Genomic DNA, 19,519 nt, shown 5'->3' with positions numbered 1-19,519 from the left:
TCCTGCACAACGAATGATGGAGATTGCGCCATGGCGACGAAGAAGATCACCGATACTTCCTGGGAAAATGACGTACTGAAGGCCGAAGGTCCGGTTCTCGTCGATTTCTGGGCGGAATGGTGCGGTCCGTGCCGTCAGATCGGCCCGGCGTTGGAAGAGCTTTCGGACGAGCTGGGCGACAAGGTCAGCATCGTGAAACTCAACATCGATGAAAATCCCGATGCGCCTGGCCGTTACGGCGTGCGCGGCATCCCGACGATGATCCTGTTCAAGGGCGGCGCTCCGGCCGCGACGAAGGTTGGCGCAGCGCCCAAGAGCCAGCTCAAGGGATGGCTTGAGTCCTCGCTCTCCGCTTAGCCAGCGACAAAACGGGCAAATAACAAGGCCGGCGGCGGAACGGTCGCCGGCTTTTTAATTTTTGTTATTGACAATCCGAAACGGGGGGATCGGCGGATCAAATTAAGCGTTGACACTCTATAAAATCAGGGAGTGTTCAATGCGGAGTAATTCGCGCCGGTGGTATCTAGTTCCAGGTTGGATCGCGGCGGCCAGCGCGGCAGCCCTGATCGTGCCTTTCACGGCGGCCGCGCCTGGCATGGCGGCGGAGCCCGAACCGGCGACCGCCGAGCAAGCCGCAGGGCGCTGGTCGTCTGCCGCGCTCGGGCAATTGATCAATGCGATTGAGGCATCGCGCGCCGAAGGATTGAACCCGGCCGATTATGGGGCCGCCGAATTGCGTCGCGCCGCCGCGGACGGGCAGGGCCCGGCGCTGGATGCGCTTGCAACCCGATCCGCCCTCGCGCTCGCCAATGATTATTATTTCGGCCGGGTCGCCGATCGCGGCAATATGCAGTGGATGATCGATCGTTCGGCCGATGAGCGCGCGCAACTCCCCGCGCGATTGGCGGCTGCCGTCGATGCGCGCAAGCTCGACGAATTTTTCACGGCTCTGCTCCCGTCCGATGAGCGCTATCAAGCGCTGAAGGCGGCACTGGCCGATGCCTCGGGGGCAGATCGCGATCGCCTGCGCGTCAACATGGAGCGCTGGCGCTGGATGCCGCGGTCGATCGCGACCGATTATCTCTACGTCAATGTACCGAGCTATCAGTTGAAGGTCGTGCAGGATGGCGTGCAGCTCTCCTCCTACGACGTGGTTGTCGGCGCCCGCAGCACCCCGACGCCGCAAATGGTCAGTCCGACCGGATCGCTCGTGGTGAACCCGTCCTGGTATGTCCCGCGCAGCATCATCAAGACATCCAACCTGCGTCCGGGCCGCGGTGGCTATATCTACAAGGCCAGCGCCGGCGGCGGCTATTCGGTGGTTCAGCCGCCGGGGCCGCGCAATGCCCTCGGCAAGATCAAGTTCAACCTCGCCAACAATCAGGCGATCTATCTTCACGATACCAACGCCAAGTCGGCCTTTGCGCGCAGCGAGCGGGCTTTGTCGCACGGCTGCGTCCGGGTGAAGGACATTGATCGGCTGGCCGCGGAATTGATGAGCCAGGGCGGCGACGATTCCGCGTTGGATCAGGCATTGGCCCGCTCGCGCACGGCGACGTTGCACCTGCCGCAGACCTGGCCGGTCTATATCGTCTATTTCACCGCCGACGTGGAGGAAGGCGGCACGGTCGCCACCTACGGCGATCCTTATGGCTATGATGCCCGCGTGCTCGCCGGCCTCGGCGGAAAGTCTGCCCCGGACAAATCGCTCCCCGGCAAGCCGATCGAGGTCGCGTCGAACTGACCGTCGGACATAAAAAAAGGGCCGCCCAACAGGCGGCCCTTCTCGCTAGCTGAGCTAGGCTATCACTCCATGTTGGAAGTGTTGTCGCCCATCATGCTGTTGTCGGCCATCGCGCCGGCATTCATGTCAGCGGTCATGCCGCTGTTCATGTCGGTCGCAGCCATGTCGTTCATGCTACCTTCGGCGTTCATGTCGGTCATCGACACGTTTTCCGTGGTGTTGGTCGTCTCGTTCTTGCAGGCCGAAAGCGCCAATGTCGCTGCCGCGACCATTGCAACCGCAGTGGTCTTCTTGATGATGTCTCGCATGTCAGACTCCCTAGAAATTCGATTTGGACTGGGTTTTGTTGACCATTACCCAAATCAAGCGCGACCTTACCACAATGTGACGATGCCTCAAGGCCGAATGCGGCAGGGCACAAGCATCTGAAGAAATTCGGGTAATCCTGTACGAAGCGCCGCATCTACGGCGGCTTGCCCACAATTCCGCTGCAATGCGGCAAGGCTGGTGACCGGGTATTCAGCGATTCCGCACGGAACGATTGCGTTGAAATGCGACAGGTCGGGATCGACGTTCAGCGAGAAGCCGTGAAACGTCACCCACCTTTTGACGCGTACGCCGATCGCGCCGATCTTCGCTTCGCGGCCCTGTGCGTCGTCAACCCAGATACCGATCCGGCCGGGAATGGCCCGCGCCTCAACCTCCAGTCGGCCCAACGCGCCGATCAGCCATGCCTCCAGGCTGGCCACATAGCGGCGCACGTCGCGCCCGCGTGCGTCCAGGTCGAGCAGGACATAGCCGACCCGTTGCCCCGGGCCATGATAGGTGTAGCGGCCACCGCGCCCGGCATCATGGACGGGGAAACGGCCGGGCTCCAGCAGTTCGTCGCTGGCGGCACTGGTGCCGCGCGTGATCAACGGCGGATGTTCCAGCAGCCAGATCAGCTCGGGCGCATTCCCCTCGCGGATGGCGGCGGCACGTGCCTCCATCTCGGCCAGCGCCTGGGAATAGTCGGTCAGGCCGGGCGAAATCCGCCACTCGATTTGGTCATCATGCATTGTCATCGGTGGCTCCATGTGGCGCTGCGCCGGTGCGGGTGCAAGCGCGCGCTCGATTGCCTTTGCCGTGGCGCCCGACGATAAGCCGCCGCGAACAGGAGACTGATGGGTGAAGCCGTTTTCGATCGAACATGCCTACCGCTGGGCGCAGGGCGTTGTCGCGCGCGAATGGCGGCTGATCCTGCCGGTCGCCTTCACATTCATGGCCTTTCCGCCGCTGGTGCTGGATCTGATGGTCCCGCAATGGATGGATGGGGTGCTGAAGGCTGCGCTTCAGCCGCAAAATCCCGCAGCAATGGCGCAAGTGATGAGCTGGCTCCTGCCGGTCATGCTGCTATTGTTTTTGCTCAACAACATTGGCGGACTGGCGATCAACGCGCTGGCACTCGTGTCCGGCATCAGCGTGCGAGAGGCGATCACGCTCGCCTTCCGCAGGATTCCCATCCTGATCGGCGCGCAACTTCTGGTTCTGCTTGGTGCGATCCTGTTGATGATCGTGCTGAGCGTGGTCGCGGGCCTGGCCCGTCTTCTCTCTCCGGGGGTCGGTGCCCTTGCCGGCGGAATGGCGATCGGCTTTGCCTTGCTCATCGGCATTCGTCTTTTGCTGCTGAGCCCCACGATTGTCAGCCGCCACATCGGCCCGGTCGCCGCGCTGCGGGAGAGTTGGGCGATGAGCGGGCGCGCTTTCTGGCCCATCGTCGGTACGGTCGCCATCTATCTGGTGGGCGCGCTGGTCGTCACGACCGCGATCCTGGGGGTATTGGGGGCGGCCTTTGCCGGTCTCGGCCGGATCGTCGGGGCACCGGATGTGACGATGGCGCTGAATGCGGTGCTCGGTCGCGGCGTTGCCTGCCTTGCCGGTGTCGGCCTCAACCTGCTCGCCGCCGGCATCTACCGTCAGCTGGACGGGTCGATCAAAGGTATGTGAGGCGCCGCGTCGCGCGGCAAGATATCCAGCAGCCGCGGGTCGGCGAACATTTCTACCGCCCGCGCGAACGGGCGGAACCCTTGCGCCCGATAAAAACCCAGGGCGGATGGGTGGTCCAATGTGCAGGTATGGACCCACATCCGGGTGATCGGATGGCTCCAGCCAATGGCCAGCGCCTGCGCCATCAGCCACCGCCCATGCCCCTTGCCGGCAAGTTCCGGCACCAGCCCGAAAAAGCCGATCTCACAACTGCCCGCGACGCGGAAATCCAGTTCGAGCAGGCCGATCTCGACGCCGGTGCGATCCACCACCGCGCTCACCTCCACGGCCGGATCGCGCAGGATCGCCAGCAGTGCCTCATCGCTGAGCAGGAGACGGGAGAACCATAGCCATGGCGCCCCGATTCGCCGGAACAAGGTGCGATAGGCATCCGCGCCGGGTGCATGCCACCGCACCAGCCGCAAGGGCGAGGCGGGCAGCGGGCGCGGGCGGGGCGCCTCGCGCATCTCCAGCGACGTCACCACGGCGGCGATCTCGCCCCGCTTCACGGCGGTCAACATCAGGCTAGGCCCATGTTGCGACGGGCGGCAGGCTCATCAGAATGGCATCGACATCGCCGCCGGTCTTCAGGCCGAACAGGGTGCCGCGGTCATAGACCAGGTTGAATTCGGCATAGCGGCCGCGGAAGGCGAGCATGGCCGCGCGATCCTCTTCGGTCCACGCCGCCCCCATCCGCCGGCGCACCAGCCGCGGAAAGATGTCGACAAACGCCTCGCCCACATCCTTCACGAACGCGAAATTCGTCGCGAAATCGCCTTCGAGATGATCGAAGAAGATCCCGCCGACGCCGCGATGCACCTTGCGATGCGGGATGTAGAAATAATCCTCTGCCCATTTCGAATAACGCGGATAATCGCCCGCACCGGGATGGGCATCGCATGCCGTGCGAAAGGCCTGGTGGAAGTCCTCCGTATCCACCTGATACGGCAGCGGCGGGTTGAGATCGGCGCCACCGCCGAACCAGCGCTTGGTCGTCACCAGAAAACGGCAGTTCATATGAACCGCCGGCACGTGCGGATTGGCCATATGCGCGACCAGGCTGATGCCGGTCGCAAAAAAACGGGGATCTTCGTCGGCGCCATGGATGGTATGGGCGAATTCCGGGGCGAATTGCCCGCCCACTGTCGACACATTGACGCCGGCCTTTTCAAAAACGCGGCCTTTGATCAGCCCGCGGACACCGCCGCCGCCGCCCTCCCGTCGCCAGGGCGTATAGGTGAAAGCGGCGTCGCTACCGGCCTCCCGCTCAATCGCTTCAAAGGCGCCACAGATGCGATTCCTGAGCGCTTCGAACCAGTTGCGCGCCTGCTGCTGCTCGGTATCGAGCACGATTTCTTGCGGTTCATTCATGGTGTGAGCCGTGGCCTCGGTGAGGTTGCAAAGACGAGCCAGCATGTAGATGCGCAAACGACGCTTGGCAAAAGCCGGGCTTGACGTCTATCAGCGCTCAACTGGCCGTATTTCAGGCGGGCGTCGCGACGTCCGTCGCGCGGCAAACAGGGTTCAAAGCAGAGGGTTTCTCGCGAATGGCGGCGTCCGATTATGTTGACGATCCCAATCAGCACCCCCCGGTCATCGGGGCGGAGGAGGATGTAGGGGCAGGGCCCCGTCGTCGTGACTTCCTGAATATTGCGGCGGTCAGCTTCGCCGGCGTCGGCGCGGTTGCCGTCGTGGTTCCCTTCATCAATCAGATGAATCCGTCGGCCGACGTGCTGGCGCTGGCGTCGATCGAAGTGGATATCTCCAAGATCGAGGAAGGCTCCGGCATCAAGGTCGCCTGGCGCAAGCAGCCGGTGTTCGTGCGTCGTCTGACGGCGAAGGAAGTCAGCGAGGCCAATGCCGTGCCGACCTCTTCCTTGCGCGATCCCCAGACGCTCGCGCAGCGTACCAAGCCGGGCAAGGAAAACTGGCTGATCACGATGGCGGTCTGCACGCACCTCGGGTGCGTCCCGCTGGGAATCACGCCGGGTGAGAATCGTGGCGATTTCGGCGGCTATTTCTGCCCCTGCCACGGCTCGCAATATGACACCGCCGGGCGTATCCGTAAGGGTCCGGCGCCGACGAACCTGCATGTGCCGGAATATGCGTTCAAGTCGGCATCCATCGTCCAGATCGGTTGAGGTAGAGACGAATGAGCTTCCCCTGGGCTGCGAATTACGAGCCGAAGCACGGCTTCACCAAGTGGATGGACGAAAAGCTGCCTCTGCCGCGGCTCGTCTATAATGCCGTCGGCGCGGGCTACCCGGTGCCGCGCAACCTCAATTATTTCTGGAATTTCGGTGTGCTGGCGGGCCTCGCGCTCACCATCCAGATCGTCTCCGGCATCGTGCTGGCAATGCATTATGCGTCCAGCTCGGAACTCGCCTTCGCCTCGGTCGAAGGCATCATGCGCGACGTGAATTCCGGCTGGCTGCTGCGCTACATGCATATGAACGGCGCCAGCATGTTCTTCATCGTGGTGTATATCCACATCTTCCGCGGTCTCTATTACGGATCCTACAAGGCGCCGCGTGAAATGGTGTGGCTGCTTGGCGTGGTCATCTTCCTCCTCATGATGGCGACCGCCTTCATGGGCTATGTCCTGCCGTGGGGTCAGATGAGCTTCTGGGGCGCGCAGGTCATCACCGGCTTCTTCTCGGCGATTCCCATCATCGGCGATCCGATCCACACTTGGCTGCTGGGCGGCTTCGCGCCGGACAATGCCGCGTTGAACCGCTTCTTCTCGCTTCACTATCTGCTGCCGTTCGTGATCGCCGGCGTGATCATCCTCCACATTTGGGCGCTGCACATTCCGGGTTCGAACAACCCGACCGGCGTCGACGTGAAGGGGCCGCAGGATACGGTGCCGTTCCACCCTTATTATACGGCCAAGGACGGCTTCGGCGTGGGCGTGTTCTTGATCGTCTTCGCGAGCCTGCTCTTCTTCTGGCCGAACCTGCTCGGTCACCCGGACAATTACATCCAGGCCAACTCGCTCTCCACGCCGGCGCACATCGTGCCGGAATGGTATTTCCTGCCCTTCTACGCGATCCTGAAGGCGTTCACCGGCAACTTCCTGTTTGTCCCGGCGAAGCTGTGGGGCGTGGTCGCTATGTTCGGCTCGATCCTGCTGCTGTTCTTCCTGCCGTGGATCGATCGCTCGCCGGTCCGTTCGACCAACTATCGCCCGATGTACCGCTGGTTCTTCTGGGTGCTGGTGGCCGACGTGTTCGTGCTCGGCTATCTCGGCCAGGCGGAACCGACGGCGACGGTGGTGACGCTCAGCCAGCTGTGCGCCGCTTACTATTTCTCGCACTTCCTCATCATTCTGCCGATTGTCTCGCACTTCGAAAAGCCGAAGCCCTTGCCCAACTCGATCTCCGAGTCGGTCTTGCATGGCGAGCAGGCTGAAGCCGCGCCCATCGGCGTGCACACAGCCTGAGCCCGGGGGAAAGATAAGAACATGCTCCGCTTTTTCGGACCCTTGATCGCTCCCATTGTTGGCTTGGGCTTTGTGCTTGCCCTGGCCTGGGGCTTCCTGACCACGCCGCGCGAAGCGGCGGTGGAATCTGCCGCGCACGAATTTCATCGTGAACCGAAGCCCGTCTCCTTTTCGTTCGATGGACCGCTTGGCCATTATGATCGGCCGCAGCTTCAGCGTGGCTTCCAGGTGTACAAGGAAGTCTGCTCCGCCTGCCATTCGATGAAGATGGTTGCCTTCCGCGATCTGGAAGAAATCGGCTTCTCCAAGCCGGAAGTGAAGGCAATCGCCAAGCAGTGGGCGGTCGAGGTGCCTTCGATCAATCCGGATACGGGTGAGCCGGCCACGCGCAAGGCGATCCCGAGCGACTATTTCCCGTCACCTTATGCGAACGAGACGGCTGCGCGCGCTGCAAACAACAACGCGCTGCCGCCGGACATGTCCTTGCTGGCCAAGGCCCGTGAGGGCGGCGCCCATTATATTCACTCGATCGTCGTGGGCTATGAGCCCCAGCCGGCCGAACTTCTCAAGAAGTTCCCCGACGCCAAGACGCCGACCGGGCTGCATTATAATCCCTATTTCGCGAACCTGAATATCGCGATGCCGCCGCCGCTCGTCGCCGATGGTCAGGTGACCTACACCGATGGCACGAAGCCGACGGTCGATCAGATGGGGCAGGACGTGTCTGCCTTCCTGATGTGGGCCGCCGAGCCGAAGCTGGAAAATCGCCATCGCTGGGGCCTGGTTGTGCTCGGCTACCTGCTGCTGGCGACCGCCTTCGCTTACGGTGCCTATCGCAACATCTGGCGCGGCAAGAAGCATTGATGGGGGCGTCGGCAGGGTGACCGAGCCGGCGCTTCTTTCCATTTCGATGCTCGCAGTCCTGGCGCTCGCGCTGGGGGGCGGCTGGACCATCGCCAAGCGACCTGAAAAGCTGCGCGGCGTTTTGATGGTCGTTGCGGCCCTGGTGCTGCTGGGAAACGTCCTGATCTGGACCTGGCCCTAACACGCCGCGTTGTCGTCGCTCGCAATCCCTGGGCCTGTTCACGCGTTCGGGGTGGCGGCCTCGCCGTTTATCAACTTAAAACGCGAAACTTACCCCGCCGCGGCGGCGGATCTGGTAGGAATGCTGCCATGACCGATATCGATGACGCCACCGCTGCAGCCGCCTTCCGCAGGCTGGTCGCCCACCTTCAACATCGCACCGATGCGCAGAATGTCGATCTGATGGGGTTGGCGGGCTTCTGCCGCAACTGCCTCGGCGACTGGCTGGGGGAAGCCTCGCACGACGCGCTTACGAACGCGGAAGGCCGCGAATATGTGTATGGCATGCCTTATGCAGAGTGGAAGGCGCAGCACCAGCAGGCTGCCACGCCCGAGCAGCTTCAGCGCATGGAAGAAAGCCTGAAGCGAAATCCCAGCTAAGGGTCAGACGATATCGCGGCCGGTCACCATGCCGGGAATCACGGTCGACTGATGACCGTCCGCGCCCAGCCTGCCGACGATAAGCTGGCGGACCGCTTCCTCGCGGCTGGGCTTGGGCTCCGCGCTCCGCCCGATCCAGGCATCGATCGCCTCGATCTGATCGGCCGTGAAGCGGATCGTGAGCGTCGTTTCGGTCGCTGAGTCTGACATATCCACAAGTTGATGGCTGCCGGGCGGCCGGTCAAGCGAATGTCCCTTCCGTTTGCCGGTCCCCAGCCTGTAAGCCTCGCCGCGTGAGCGAACCCACCCCCATGATGGCGCAATATTTGACGCTGAAGGCGGAGGCGCCTGATTGCCTCCTTTTCTATCGCATGGGCGACTTCTTCGAACTTTTCTTCGACGACGCCAGGGCGGCGGCGGCAACGCTCGATATCGCGCTGACCGCCCGCGGCGAGCATGACGGTGTGCCGGTGCCGATGTGCGGGGTTCCCGTGCACAGTCATGAGGCCTATCTGGCACGCCTGATCAAGGGCGGCCATCGCGTTGCGATCGCCGAGCAGATCGAGACGCCCGAACAGGCGAAGAAGCGCGGCGGCAAGACCTTGGTCGCCCGCGCGATCGTCCGGATCGTGACCCCGGGTACGCTGACCGAAGAGGTCTTGCTCGATGCACGCGCCGCCAATTGGCTGGTCGCGGTGGGCAAAGCCGGCGGGCTGCTAGGCCTGGCCGCGGCCGATATCTCGACGGGACGGTTTGAAGTTGCGAGCGTGACGCCGGCTGCGCTCGATGCGGAGCTGGCGCGGCTCGGTCCGGTCGAGGTGATCGTGCCGGATGGTTTCGATCTGCCCGCCGCCTATCCCCTCACGGTCGCAGGCGGGTTCGATAGCAATGCGGCGGAGCGCCGGCTGAAAGCCTTGTTCAACGTCGCCACGCTGGATGGCTGGGGCGACTTTGGGCGCGCGGAACTCAGCGCCGCAGGCGGCCTGCTCGCCTATCTCGAACGCGCCGGGCAGGGCGCGATGCCGTTCCTGCAGGTGCCGATACGCCGTGCCGCGGCCGATCATATGATGATCGACGCGGCGACCCGTGAAAGCCTGGAGATTGTATGCGCTACCAACGGCAGTCGCAAAGGCAGTCTGCTGGATGCGATCGATCGCACCGTCACCGGGGGCGGTGCCCGCCTGCTCGGCAGCGATCTGGCTGCGCCTTTGACGGACCGTGCAGCGATCGAGGCGCGGCTGGATCTCGTCGCTTTTCTCCATGACGATCCTGATCTGCGTGCGCGTCTCCGCGCGACGCTACGTGCCTTGCCCGACATCGGCCGGGCGCTCGGCCGGCTGGCGGCGGGCCGGGGCAGTCCGCGCGATCTCGGTCAGTTGCGTGACGGGCTCGACGAGGCGTCCCGCTTGCATGAATTGCTGCGCGCCGCGCCGCGCCTGACCCTGCTGGACACGCTGCTACCCGCCTTTGTGGGCCATGGCGCTTTGGTCGAGCGGCTGCAGCGCGCGATCGTACCGGCGCCGCCGATCGATGCCGCCCAGGGCGGCTATATTGCGGAAGGCTACGACCCCGCCTTGGATGCGTTGCGGGCGCGCGGTGGGGAAGGGCGGCGCGCTATCGCCGCGCTGGAAGCGCGCTATCGTGCCTCGACGGGCATTTCGCAGCTGAAAATCCGCCACAACAATGTGCTGGGCTTCCATGTCGAGGTGCCGGCCAAGGCGGCGGATCCGCTGATGCGCGCCGAATCCGGCTTCACCCACCGCCAGACGCTGGCCGGGGTGGTGCGGTTCAATGCGCCGGAACTGCATGATCATGCCAGCGAAGTCGGGCAGGCGGGCAGTCATGCGCTTGCCGCGGAGGCGGCGCATCTCGAAGAATTGATCGCGCGCACGCTGGATCGCGCGCGGGAGATCGCCATGGCCGCGGATGCGCTGGCCCGCCTCGACGTCGCGGCCGGGCTGGCGGAGCGCGCCGCCGAGGGTGGTTGGTGCCGCCCAGTCGTGGTCGATCATCCCTGCCTGGAAGTGACCGAGGGTCGTCATCCGGTCGTCGAGAGCGCGGTCGCGGTCTCGGGCGGGCGCTTTGTCGCCAATGATTGTCGGCTGGGGGGCGAGGACCGGCTCTGGCTGGTGACCGGTCCCAACATGGGCGGCAAGTCGACCTTTCTGCGCCAGAATGCGGCCTTGCTGATCCTGGCGCAGGCCGGAAGTTTCGTACCGGCGGCGACCGCGACCCTGGGATTGTGCGATCGGCTGTTCAGCCGTGTCGGCGCATCCGACAATCTCGCGCGCGGCCGCTCCACCTTCATGGTCGAAATGGTCGAAACGGCGGCGATCCTGGCGCAGGCGACCGAGCGGAGCTTCGTGATTCTGGATGAGGTCGGCCGCGGTACCTCTACCTACGACGGGCTGGCGATTGCCTGGGCGGTGGTCGAAGCGGTTCATGACGGCAACAAATGCCGCTGCCTGTTCGCGACTCATTATCATGAGCTGACCCGGCTGGCCGAGCGGCTGGACGCACTGAGCCTGCATCATGTGCGGGCGCGCGAGTGGAAAGGCGAATTGGTGCTGCTGCACGAAGTCGCCCCTGGGCCTGCCGATCGCAGCTACGGCCTTGCCGTGGCCCGGCTGGCGGGGCTCTCCCCGCAGGTGGTCGCGCGTGCCAAGGAGGTCCTCAAGCGGTTGGAGGCGGGGCGGGCCGCGACCGGTGGATTGGCCGCGGGGCTCGACGATCTCCCGCTCTTTGCCGCGGCCGCCGTTGCGGAAGAGGCGCGTGCCGATCCGCTGCGAGAGGCGTTGGCGACGTTCGATGTCGACGCGCTGTCGCCGCGGGAGGCGTTGGAAATCCTCTACCGCCTGCGGGAGATAGCGGCCGAAGCCGGTTCATGATCGGGCAATGGCGATAGGATCACCACGCCGCGCATGAAGCGACCGTCCCATATCTTGAACGCCGCGTCGAACTTGCTTGGGATCGCGCTCGTCATCATCGCGGGCCTGAATTTAAGCCATGTCGCTTCCACCAATTTCGCCGATGAGATCGCCTGGGTCGCCGCAATCTGCCTGGCCGCAAGCTGCCTCCTCTCTTATCTCGCGATCCGTCATGACAATCGGGGTGAAGTTATTGAGAAATGGGCGGATCGCATCTTCCTGTTGGGCCTGGCGACACTGATCGGATCGATCGTCGTCTTGGCGACCACCAACGGCTAGCCTTCTGCGGCTGAAGTGATGACGCGACGACGATCAGTCTCTATCTCTCCTGTCTATGGCCACCCGTTTCGAAGCTTTGCCCCAACGCCGCGCGATCATCGATCGCCGCGGACTGGCTGATGCCCTTGCTGCTCTGGAGGGTAGTGACGCGGCCGGGCTGCGTGCCGCGGCAACGCCGCTTCTACGCAATGCGCTCGAAGGCGGCCGCGCCGAAATCGCACGAAGGCTGACGCAGCATCCCAGTCGAGGTGCCGAGATCGCGGCCTCCTACGCCTTTCTGACCGATCAATTGCTGCGGCTGTGCTTCGATTTCACGGTGCAACGCCTCTATCCGAACAATCACCCCACCAAGAGCGAGCGGATCACGCTGACCGCGGTCGGCGGTTATGGCCGCGGCGAGATGGCGCTTCATTCCGATATCGATATCGGCTTTCTCACGCCCTGGAAGCAGACGGGATGGGTCGAACAGGTCATCGAATCAATCCTCTACATGTTGTGGGATCTCGGGCTGAAAGTGGGTCATTCCAGCCGCTCGCTCGACGACATGGTTCGTATGAGCAAGAGCGACCTGACGATCTGCACCGCCCAGCTGGAAGCGCGCTACGTCTGGGGCGATGTACTGCTGTACGAGGAGGCGGCGGCGCGGTTCGACCGGGAGGTGCAGAGCGGCACCGGACGCGCCTTCGTGACCAACAAATTGCTCGAACGCACCGCCCGCCACGAGCGGATGGGCGATAGCCGCTACGTGGTCGAACCCAATTTGAAGGAGGGGAAGGGCGGTCTGCGCGATCTCCATACGCTCTTCTGGATCGGCAAATATGTCCATAAGGTCAGCAATGTCGCGGAGCTCGTTGACAAGGGATTGTTCACGGCGGCGGAGCTGCGGCGCTTTCGTCGCGCGGAAAATTTCCTGTGGGCGGTGCGCTGCCATCTCCATATTCTGGCGCGTCGCGCCGAGGATCGGCTGACCTTCGACGTCCAGGCCGAAATTGCGGTCCGGATGCATTATGCCGACCGCCCCGGCAGCAGCGCGGTCGAGCGGTTCATGCGCCATTATTTCCTCACCGCAAAGGAAGTGGGGGACCTGACTGCCGTCTTCCTGGCGCATCTGGATGAGGAATTTGCGAGCCGCGGACGCCGCTTCGGGCTGCCGCATATCCAGCGCCGGCCCCGCAAACTGGACGGATTTCTGCTCGACCGGGGGCGTCTTAAGGCGCCCGACGACCAGTTTTTTGCGGCTGATCCCAGTCAATTGATCAATCTTTTCGCGCTTGCCGACCGCCACGGGCTGGAGATTCACCCGCTGACGATGCGTCAGGCGGGGCGCGATGCACGGCTGATCGACCCGAAATTACGCGTGGATCCACGCGCCAATGCGCTGTTTCTTGAGGTTCTGACGTCCCCCAGGACGCCTGAGCGCGTGCTGCGATGGATGAACGAAGCGGGTATTTTCGGCCGTTTCATGCCCGATTTCGGGCGCGTGGTCGCGCAGATGCAGTTCGATATGTATCATCATTACACGGTCGATGAGCATTCGCTGCGCGCGATCGGCCTGCTGTCGCGCATCGAAAAGGGCGAACTGGCGGAAGATCATCCGGTCGTATCGAAGATGTTCAAGCAGATCGTGTCGCGGCGCGCGCTCTATGTATCGGTGCTGCTCCACGACATCGCCAAGGGGCGGGGCGGCGATCATTCGGTGCTGGGCGCGGAGGTTGCGGAGAAATTGTGCCCGCGGCTCGGCATGAGCGCGGCCGAGACGGAAACGGTGGCGTGGCTGGTGCGCTATCACTTGTTGATGTCGGCGACCGCATTCAAGCGCGACCTGTCGGATTTCAAGACGATCCTGGATTTCACCGCGATCGTCCAAAGTCCGGAGCGTTTGCGCCTCTTGCTGGCGCTGACGATCGTCGACATCCGCGCGGTCGGGCCTGGTGTCTGGAATGGCTGGAAGCGCCAGTTACTGACCGACCTCTACGATGCTGCGGAGGAAGTGCTCCGGCTGGGACACAAGCAGCGCGGGCGCGGCGAACGCGTCGCGCTGAAGCGTACCGAGCTGCAGCGTCAGCTGGGCTGGCCGCAGGATCTGTTCGAGATGTTCACCAAGCGTTTCCCGGAAAGCTACTGGGTCGCCGAAGGCGGCGATATTCTGGAACGCAACGCCCGCCAGATCGCCGCGGCCGATGCGGCCGGCAATCCGCTGTCGATCGTCGCGCAGCCCGATACCCAGCGCGGCGCCACGCTCGTGACCATCTACGCCGGCGATCATCCGGGCCTGTTCTACCGGATCGCGGGAGCGATTCATCTCGCCGGCGGCAACATTATCGATGCGCGCATCCACACGACGCGCGACGGCATGGCGGTCGACAATTTCCTGGTGCAGGACCCCTTCGGCCAGGCGTTCGATGACCCGCATCGGCTGGAGCGGCTTGCGCGCAGCATCGAGGATGCGCTGGCGGCGCGCAACCAGATGGCGACGCGGCTGGCCGCCAAGCCGGCGCCACGGACACGCGCGCACGCCTTCGAGACCGTGCCCAACGTGCTGGTCGATAACAATGCGTCGAACCGCTACACGGTGGTGGAGGTCAATGCAGGCGACCGGCCTGCCTTATTATATGCGCTGGCCCGCGCCCTGTTCCAGGCCAAGGTGACCATCCATTCGGCTCATATCGCCACCTATGGGGAGCGAGCGATCGACGTTTTCTATGTCACCGACCTGATCGGTGACAAGATTGAGACGACCGGGCGGCTGCGCACGATGGAGCGGCTGTTGCTGGAAGCGGCGGGGCCAGAGCAGGAACAAGCCGTGGAACGCGCTCGCGAGCGACGGCCGGCGGCAGCGTCGAGCTAACGGCCCTGCATGTCGCGCGCTTCCGAAGGAATGCGCACGGTCAGGCTGTTCCACCCGTCTTCCAGGACGATCTGGCAGGCGAGGCGGCTGGTACGAGTGACATGGGCGGCGAGGTCGAGCAGATCGTCTTCGTCGGCACTGGCCGGCGACAGCTTCGCGAAATCCTCCTCCGCGACGATCACGTGGCAGGTCGAACAGGCCATCTGACCTTCGCATGTACCCTCCAGCGGCTGCCCGTCCGCCTGGGCGACATCCAGCAAACGGTCGCCCGGCTGCGCCTCTACTTCATGAACCGTATCGCTATTGGCAGAAACAAACCTGATTTTCATGCCCACTCCAGCTGCGCAGCGACGGCATCGTTTATTAAAGCCGACGCCGTTTCAATATCTTGGATCGTCGTGTAGCGACCAAAACCGAGACGAATAGAGGAGCGGGCCTCCGTGTCGTCAAGGCCGAGGGCCTGCAGGACATGGCTCGGGCGGCCCGATCCGCTCGCGCAAGCCGATCCAGCCGAAAACGCGACGCCACGCACATCCGAGATGAGCCGGCCCGCATCTATTCCGGGACGACGCAGATTGAGGTTGCCGCGATAGCGCGCCTCCCGATCCCCATTCAGTGTCCAATCCTGAAACGCTCGCTCGGCGGCGTCCGCCAAATGGTTGATATGCCGATGATCCTCCGCCCGTAATTGTCCTGCAATCTGGGCTGCCGCACCAAAGCCGGCACAGAGCATCGGACTGAGCGTTCCGGACCGTAAGCCATCTTGTTGGCCGCCGCCATGCAGCAACGGCGGCCAATTCAGCCCGGGCCGCATCCACAATGCGCCAATTCCCTTTGGTCCGTATAACTTATGCGACGATATTGCGACTAGGTCGCAAGCGTCCAACGACAAATCGACCCGGCCGAAGCCCTGTACGGCATCGCAGAAGAACAGGGCGCCGGCGCCGCGCGCGAGCGCCGATAGCTGCGCGATCGGCTGGAGGACGCCGATCTCATTATTCACCTGCATCGCAGCCACCAGCGCGGTCCGATCGTCGATCGCCGCGGCGGCGTGATCGAGATCGACCAGCCCGTTTGGGTTCACGGGAAGGATCATAAGCTCCATTCCGCGACGTTCGAGCCATCGCGCAGTGTCGAGAATGCAGGCATGTTCCGTCGCGATGGTGACGATCTTCCGGCGCGCGCCCCACGAAAAGGCGCCCTGAAGCGCCCAATTGGCGGCTTCGGTCGCGCCCGAGGTAAAGACCAGGCTGCCTTCGGCACGGCCGTCGCCAAGCGTTGTCGCAACCTGCGACCTGGCAACGTCCACCGCGGCGGCGGCTTCACGCCCGGCGCGATGCGGCGAGTGCGGATTCCCGAATTTTTCCAGCCAGGGCAACATCGCGGCGCGGGCCTCCGGCGCCAGCGGGGTCGTCGCCTGATAATCAAGATAGATCATGCCGCGCGTTGCCCCGCCGCCATGCCGGACCAGATTTGCAGGAATTGCATCACGTCCGCTTCCGTCGTTTGCGGTGCCAGGCTGACGCGAATGACTTCGCGCGCTGCCTCTTCGGGCCATCCCATGGCGCGCAACACCGGGCTGGCTTTCAAAGTGCCGGAGGAGCAGGCGCTGCCAGCGGACACAGCAATTCCAGCCATATCCAACCTGATCAATTGCGCCGCCGCGGCAACGCCGGGGAGGCGATAGGAGGCTATTTCCGCCAAGCGGGGGCTATCCGCCGCGACGATGCTGCCACCGGCCTGAGCAACGCCCTCATCAAGCAGGCGGCGTAGCCGGTCGAGCGGCGCGCGACTGGGCCGTTGCGTCAGCGCGGCGGCAAAGCCGATCGCGGCCGGTAGATTTTCAGTTCCCGCCCGATACCCCTTTTCCTGGCCCCCTGTGGGAGAGAGCGTCGCCAAGTCCTTGACAAGTAGGGCGCCGATGCCGGGAGGGCCGCCCAATTTGTGCGACGAGACGATGATCATGTCGGCATCGGGCAGGGGGAGCTTGCCGGCCGACTGAGCTGCATCTGCCAGCCACAAGCTGTTAAACGCACGGGCGGCTTCGGCGATCCGGTCGCTCGGCTGGATCACCCCAGTTTCACTGTTGACGGTCTGGATCGCCACCACGGCATCGTGCGGGATGGTAGCGGGATCGACGAGGCCCCGATGGTCGACCGCGAGCGACGGCGCCTCGATCGCGCTTCTGCGAACGGCGTCATGCTCGATCGCGGCGATCGCGAGCCGCCGACGCGTGGCCCGGCCGAGTGCCAGCGCGGCCGCCTCGCTCGCACCGCTGGTGAAGATCAGTTCATGCGGCCAGCCCAGCGCGTCCTTGATCCTGACCCGCGCCGATTCCAACGCGCTGCGGGCGGCACGGCCTTCCGCGTGGGGCGACGAGGAATTGGCCCAACGCCCCATCGCGTCCAGCATCGCCTCCCGCGCTGCCGGCAGGATCGGCGTCGCTGCGGCGTGATCCAGATAGATGCGAGGGGTCAAGACGACAAATTCTCCGTGATTGCGCCATCTCTGGCCTTTTCTATATAGGCTCGCACAACGCGCACACCCAAGCGCCACCCATCAAGTCAAGCGAGAACGATGCCAGACGTCATTTTCCCCGGCCCCGAAGGCCGCCTCGAAGGCCGTTTCAACCCAGGACCACGTCCGCGTGCGCCGGTGGCGATGATCCTGCATCCCCATCCGCAGGCCGGGGGTACGATGAACAACCGTATCGTCCAGGCGCTGTACCAGACTTTCGTGCGGCGCGGCTTCGCGACCCTGCGGTTCAATTTCCGCGGTGTCGGTAAAAGCCAGGGCGTGTTCGATAACGGCATCGGCGAATTGTCCGATGCCGCATCGGCGCTCGACTGGGTCCAGTCGATCCATCCCGAAGCGCAGACCACGTGGATCGCAGGGGTCAGCTTCGGCGCCTGGATCGGTATGCAGCTGCTGATGCGGCGGCCGGAGATCAAGGGCTTCATCTCGATCGCTCCGCCGGCGAATCTGTATGATTTCACCTTCCTCGCGCCATGCCCTTCTTCGGGGATCATCATCCAGGGTGAGAATGACGAAGTGGCGACCCCGGGCGCGACCCAGAAGCTGGTCGACAAGCTGCGGACGCAGCGTCACATCACCATCCATCACGACACGATCCCTGGTGCGAACCATTTCTTCGAGCATGAAATGCCGCAGTTGATGACGTCCGTGGACGACTATCTGGATATGCGGCTCAAGGCGTAAAGCGCTCGTCGCTTCGATCATGGCTCGACTTTGCGGAAGCGCCATGACTAGGAAGCCGCACGTTCAAGAGTAAAAAGAGGTGCCAGTGTCTACCCAGTTTGCGCCGCGCAGCCGCAAGGTTCGCGTCCTCGCGACGCTTGGACCGGCGTCCAGCTCGCCCGAGATGATCCGCAAGCTGTTTGTGGCAGGTGCGGACGCGTTCCGCATCAACATGAGCCATGGCGCGCATGCCGATAAGGTGCCGCTGGTCGAGGCGATCCGCGCGATGGAGCAGGAGCTGGGCCGTCCATCGACGATCCTGTTCGACCTGCAGGGGCCCAAATTGCGCGTCGGCAAGTTCGCGGATGGCAAGATCGTGCTGGAGACGGGGCAGCGGTTCGTGCTGGATCGCGATCCCACGCCGGGAAATGAAGAGCGGGTCGAGCTGCCGCACAAGGAAATTTTCGCGGCGCTGGAGGTTGGCGCGCGGCTGTTGCTGGACGACGGCAAGCTCGTATTGCGCGTCTCCGAACTGGCGCCGGAGCGGATCGAGACGATCGTCGAAGTCGGTGGCGCCTTGTCCAACTCCAAGGGACTGAACGTTCCCGACGTTGTCGTGCCGATGGCGGCGCTGACGGCCAAGGACCGCGCGGATCTGACCTTTGCCGTGGAGCAGGGGGCGGACTGGATCGCGCTATCGTTCGTCCAGCGTCCGGAGGATGTGGCCGAGGCGCGTCGCCTGATCGGCGGCAAGGCGCTGCTGCTGGCGAAGATCGAGAAGCCGGCCGCGGTCGAGCGACTTGAGGAGATATTGGAGCTGGCCGACGCGGTGATGGTTGCGCGCGGCGATCTGGGCGTCGAGCTGCCGCCGCAGCAGGTGCCTTTGGTGCAGAAGCGGATCGTCGAGACGGCGCGCCGCATGGGCCGCCCGGTCGTCGTGGCGACGCAGATGCTGGAATCGATGATCGTTTCGCCCAGCCCGACGCGGGCCGAAGTGTCCGACGTCGCGACCGCCATCTATGATGGCGCCGATGCCGTCATGTTGTCGGCGGAAAGCGCCGCCGGCGCCTGGCCCGAACTTTCGGTATCGATGATGGATCGCATCGCGATCGCGGTTGAAAATGATCCCGGCTATCGGGCGCGGCTGCACTTCACCCAGACGTTGCCGGATCCGACGACCGCGGATGCCTTGTCCGAGGCGGCCAAGGAAATCGCCGAGACGATATCGGCGGCCGCTATCATCTGCTTCACCAATTCGGGCGCCTCCGCCCGCCGGATTGCGCGCGATCGTGCGACCGTGCCGATGCTGGTGCTGACCCCGAACCGCGACACGGCGCGTCGGCTGGGGCTGCTATGGGGTGCCCATTCGGTCGTCACCAAAGATGTGTCGAACTTCGAGGAGATGGTCGCCAAATCGAAGCGGATGGCATTGCGCACAGGGCTCGCCAAATCGGGCGACAAGATCATCATCATGGCAGGGGTGCCTTTTGGCACGCCGGGATCCACAAATATGCTCCACATCCAGCGCTTGACCGGCAAGGAGCTGCAGGGACACGACGACTGAGAGGCGCTCGGCCGTCCAGCGGCTCGGT

21 protein-coding genes are annotated in these 19,519 nt (G+C 63.9%); 13 read left to right on the top strand and 8 right to left on the bottom strand.

From position 1 onward, the window contains the following. Positions 1–30 precede the first annotated feature (30 nt). Positions 31–357, top strand: a complete 327-nt coding sequence (gene trxA / locus ACSBM8_RS10105; protein WP_442677909.1) for a thioredoxin — start codon at positions 31–33, stop codon at positions 355–357. Between the two features lie 139 nt (positions 358–496). Beyond that, a complete protein-coding gene (locus ACSBM8_RS10100) occupies positions 497–1,744 on the top strand; it encodes a L,D-transpeptidase family protein (protein ID WP_442677908.1) in 1,248 nt (415 codons plus the stop codon). Between the two features lie 62 nt (positions 1,745–1,806). Here ACSBM8_RS10100 and ACSBM8_RS10095 read toward each other — a convergent pair whose 3' ends face one another. Together ACSBM8_RS10095 and lipB are read right to left on the bottom strand one after the other, a co-directional pair. Beyond that, positions 1,807–2,052: a hypothetical protein gene (locus ACSBM8_RS10095; protein WP_442677907.1), complete on the bottom strand. Its 246-nt coding sequence runs from the start codon at positions 2,050–2,052 to the stop codon at positions 1,807–1,809. Between the two features lie 87 nt (positions 2,053–2,139). Then, positions 2,140–2,808, bottom strand: coding sequence for a lipoyl(octanoyl) transferase LipB (gene lipB, locus ACSBM8_RS10090; protein ID WP_442677906.1), 669 nt, complete (start codon positions 2,806–2,808; stop codon positions 2,140–2,142). 103 nt (positions 2,809–2,911) lie between these two features. Between lipB and ACSBM8_RS10085 the strand changes: the two genes are divergently transcribed. Continuing rightward, positions 2,912–3,730, top strand: a complete 819-nt coding sequence (locus ACSBM8_RS10085; RefSeq protein ID WP_442677905.1) for a hypothetical protein — start codon at positions 2,912–2,914, stop codon at positions 3,728–3,730. On the opposite strand, the gene ACSBM8_RS10080 is transcribed toward ACSBM8_RS10085, so the two are convergent. After that, on the bottom strand, positions 3,700–4,290 hold the full coding sequence (locus ACSBM8_RS10080; RefSeq protein WP_442677904.1) for a GNAT family N-acetyltransferase: 591 nt from the start codon (positions 4,288–4,290) through the stop codon (positions 3,700–3,702). The two genes, ACSBM8_RS10085 and ACSBM8_RS10080, sit on opposite strands and share 31 nt — an antisense overlap. A gap of 4 nt (positions 4,291–4,294) precedes the next feature. Then, positions 4,295–5,140, bottom strand: a complete 846-nt coding sequence (gene hemF / locus ACSBM8_RS10075) for an oxygen-dependent coproporphyrinogen oxidase (RefSeq protein WP_442677903.1) — start codon at positions 5,138–5,140, stop codon at positions 4,295–4,297. A 176-nt stretch (positions 5,141–5,316) separates the two neighbouring features. Between hemF and petA the strand changes: the two genes are divergently transcribed. The 5 genes from petA to ACSBM8_RS10050 all read left to right on the top strand — a co-directional run bounded on the left by petA (position 5,317) and on the right by ACSBM8_RS10050 (position 8,675). After that, positions 5,317–5,910, top strand: coding sequence for a ubiquinol-cytochrome c reductase iron-sulfur subunit (gene petA / locus ACSBM8_RS10070; protein WP_442681551.1), 594 nt, complete (start codon positions 5,317–5,319; stop codon positions 5,908–5,910). An 11-nt stretch (positions 5,911–5,921) separates the two neighbouring features. Next, a complete protein-coding gene (locus ACSBM8_RS10065) occupies positions 5,922–7,211 on the top strand; it encodes a cytochrome b (RefSeq protein ID WP_442677902.1) in 1,290 nt (429 codons plus the stop codon). 21 nt (positions 7,212–7,232) lie between these two features. Beyond that, the gene (locus ACSBM8_RS10060) at positions 7,233–8,075 is read left to right on the top strand and encodes a cytochrome c1 (RefSeq protein ID WP_442677901.1); all 843 of its coding nucleotides are present in this window, start codon (positions 7,233–7,235) and stop codon (positions 8,073–8,075) included. Between the two features lie 16 nt (positions 8,076–8,091). Further along, entirely contained in the window at positions 8,092–8,256 is a 165-nt protein-coding gene (locus ACSBM8_RS10055; RefSeq protein ID WP_442677900.1) for a hypothetical protein, read from the top strand. Positions 8,257–8,384: 128 nt separating this feature from the next. Further along, positions 8,385–8,675 carry a DUF1244 domain-containing protein gene (locus tag ACSBM8_RS10050; RefSeq protein WP_442677899.1) on the top strand — a complete coding sequence of 97 codons (291 nt, stop codon included), beginning with the start codon at positions 8,385–8,387 and terminating at the stop codon, positions 8,673–8,675. A 3-nt stretch (positions 8,676–8,678) separates the two neighbouring features. Here ACSBM8_RS10050 and ACSBM8_RS10045 read toward each other — a convergent pair whose 3' ends face one another. After that, complete coding sequence (locus ACSBM8_RS10045; protein ID WP_442677898.1) at positions 8,679–8,885, bottom strand: hypothetical protein; 207 nt, start codon at positions 8,883–8,885, stop codon at positions 8,679–8,681. A gap of 101 nt (positions 8,886–8,986) precedes the next feature. Between ACSBM8_RS10045 and mutS the strand changes: the two genes are divergently transcribed. From mutS to ACSBM8_RS10030, 3 genes are read left to right on the top strand one after another with little or no spacing between them, the layout of a single operon-like run. Continuing rightward, a complete protein-coding gene (gene mutS, locus ACSBM8_RS10040; protein WP_442681550.1) occupies positions 8,987–11,563 on the top strand; it encodes a DNA mismatch repair protein MutS in 2,577 nt (858 codons plus the stop codon). A gap of 33 nt (positions 11,564–11,596) precedes the next feature. Further along, entirely contained in the window at positions 11,597–11,881 is a 285-nt protein-coding gene (locus ACSBM8_RS10035) for a hypothetical protein (RefSeq protein WP_442677897.1), read from the top strand. A gap of 55 nt (positions 11,882–11,936) precedes the next feature. Beyond that, the gene (locus tag ACSBM8_RS10030) at positions 11,937–14,729 is read left to right on the top strand and encodes a [protein-PII] uridylyltransferase (protein ID WP_442677896.1); all 2,793 of its coding nucleotides are present in this window, start codon (positions 11,937–11,939) and stop codon (positions 14,727–14,729) included. On the opposite strand, the gene ACSBM8_RS10025 is transcribed toward ACSBM8_RS10030, so the two are convergent. Genes ACSBM8_RS10025 through ACSBM8_RS10015 form a run of 3 tightly spaced genes read right to left on the bottom strand, consistent with a single transcriptional unit; the run spans position 14,726 to position 17,207 of the window. Continuing rightward, a complete protein-coding gene (locus ACSBM8_RS10025; RefSeq protein ID WP_442677895.1) occupies positions 14,726–15,058 on the bottom strand; it encodes a 2Fe-2S iron-sulfur cluster-binding protein in 333 nt (110 codons plus the stop codon). The two genes, ACSBM8_RS10030 and ACSBM8_RS10025, sit on opposite strands and share 4 nt — an antisense overlap. After that, a complete protein-coding gene (locus ACSBM8_RS10020; RefSeq protein ID WP_442677894.1) occupies positions 15,055–16,167 on the bottom strand; it encodes a cysteine desulfurase family protein in 1,113 nt (370 codons plus the stop codon). The genes ACSBM8_RS10025 and ACSBM8_RS10020 overlap by 4 nt, the downstream gene beginning before the upstream one ends. Beyond that, entirely contained in the window at positions 16,164–17,207 is a 1,044-nt protein-coding gene (locus tag ACSBM8_RS10015) for a cysteine desulfurase family protein (protein ID WP_442677893.1), read from the bottom strand. Before ACSBM8_RS10015 ends, ACSBM8_RS10020 begins: the two co-directional genes overlap by 4 nt. Before the next feature lie 99 nt (positions 17,208–17,306). Here ACSBM8_RS10015 and ACSBM8_RS10010 point away from each other — a divergent pair, with 99 nt between their 5' ends. Beyond that, positions 17,307–17,948 (top strand): alpha/beta hydrolase, encoded by a 642-nt coding sequence (locus ACSBM8_RS10010; RefSeq protein ID WP_442677892.1) that lies wholly within the window; start codon positions 17,307–17,309, stop codon positions 17,946–17,948. Between the two features lie 85 nt (positions 17,949–18,033). After that, a complete protein-coding gene (gene pyk, locus ACSBM8_RS10005) occupies positions 18,034–19,491 on the top strand; it encodes a pyruvate kinase (RefSeq protein ID WP_442677891.1) in 1,458 nt (485 codons plus the stop codon). Positions 19,492–19,519 lie beyond the last annotated feature (28 nt).

This window comes from Sphingomonas sp. ASY06-1R, assembly GCF_052180265.1.
Taxonomy (GTDB): Bacteria; Pseudomonadota; Alphaproteobacteria; order Sphingomonadales; family Sphingomonadaceae; genus Sphingomonas_I.
This window is presented reverse-complemented; position numbering and strand designations above follow the sequence as displayed.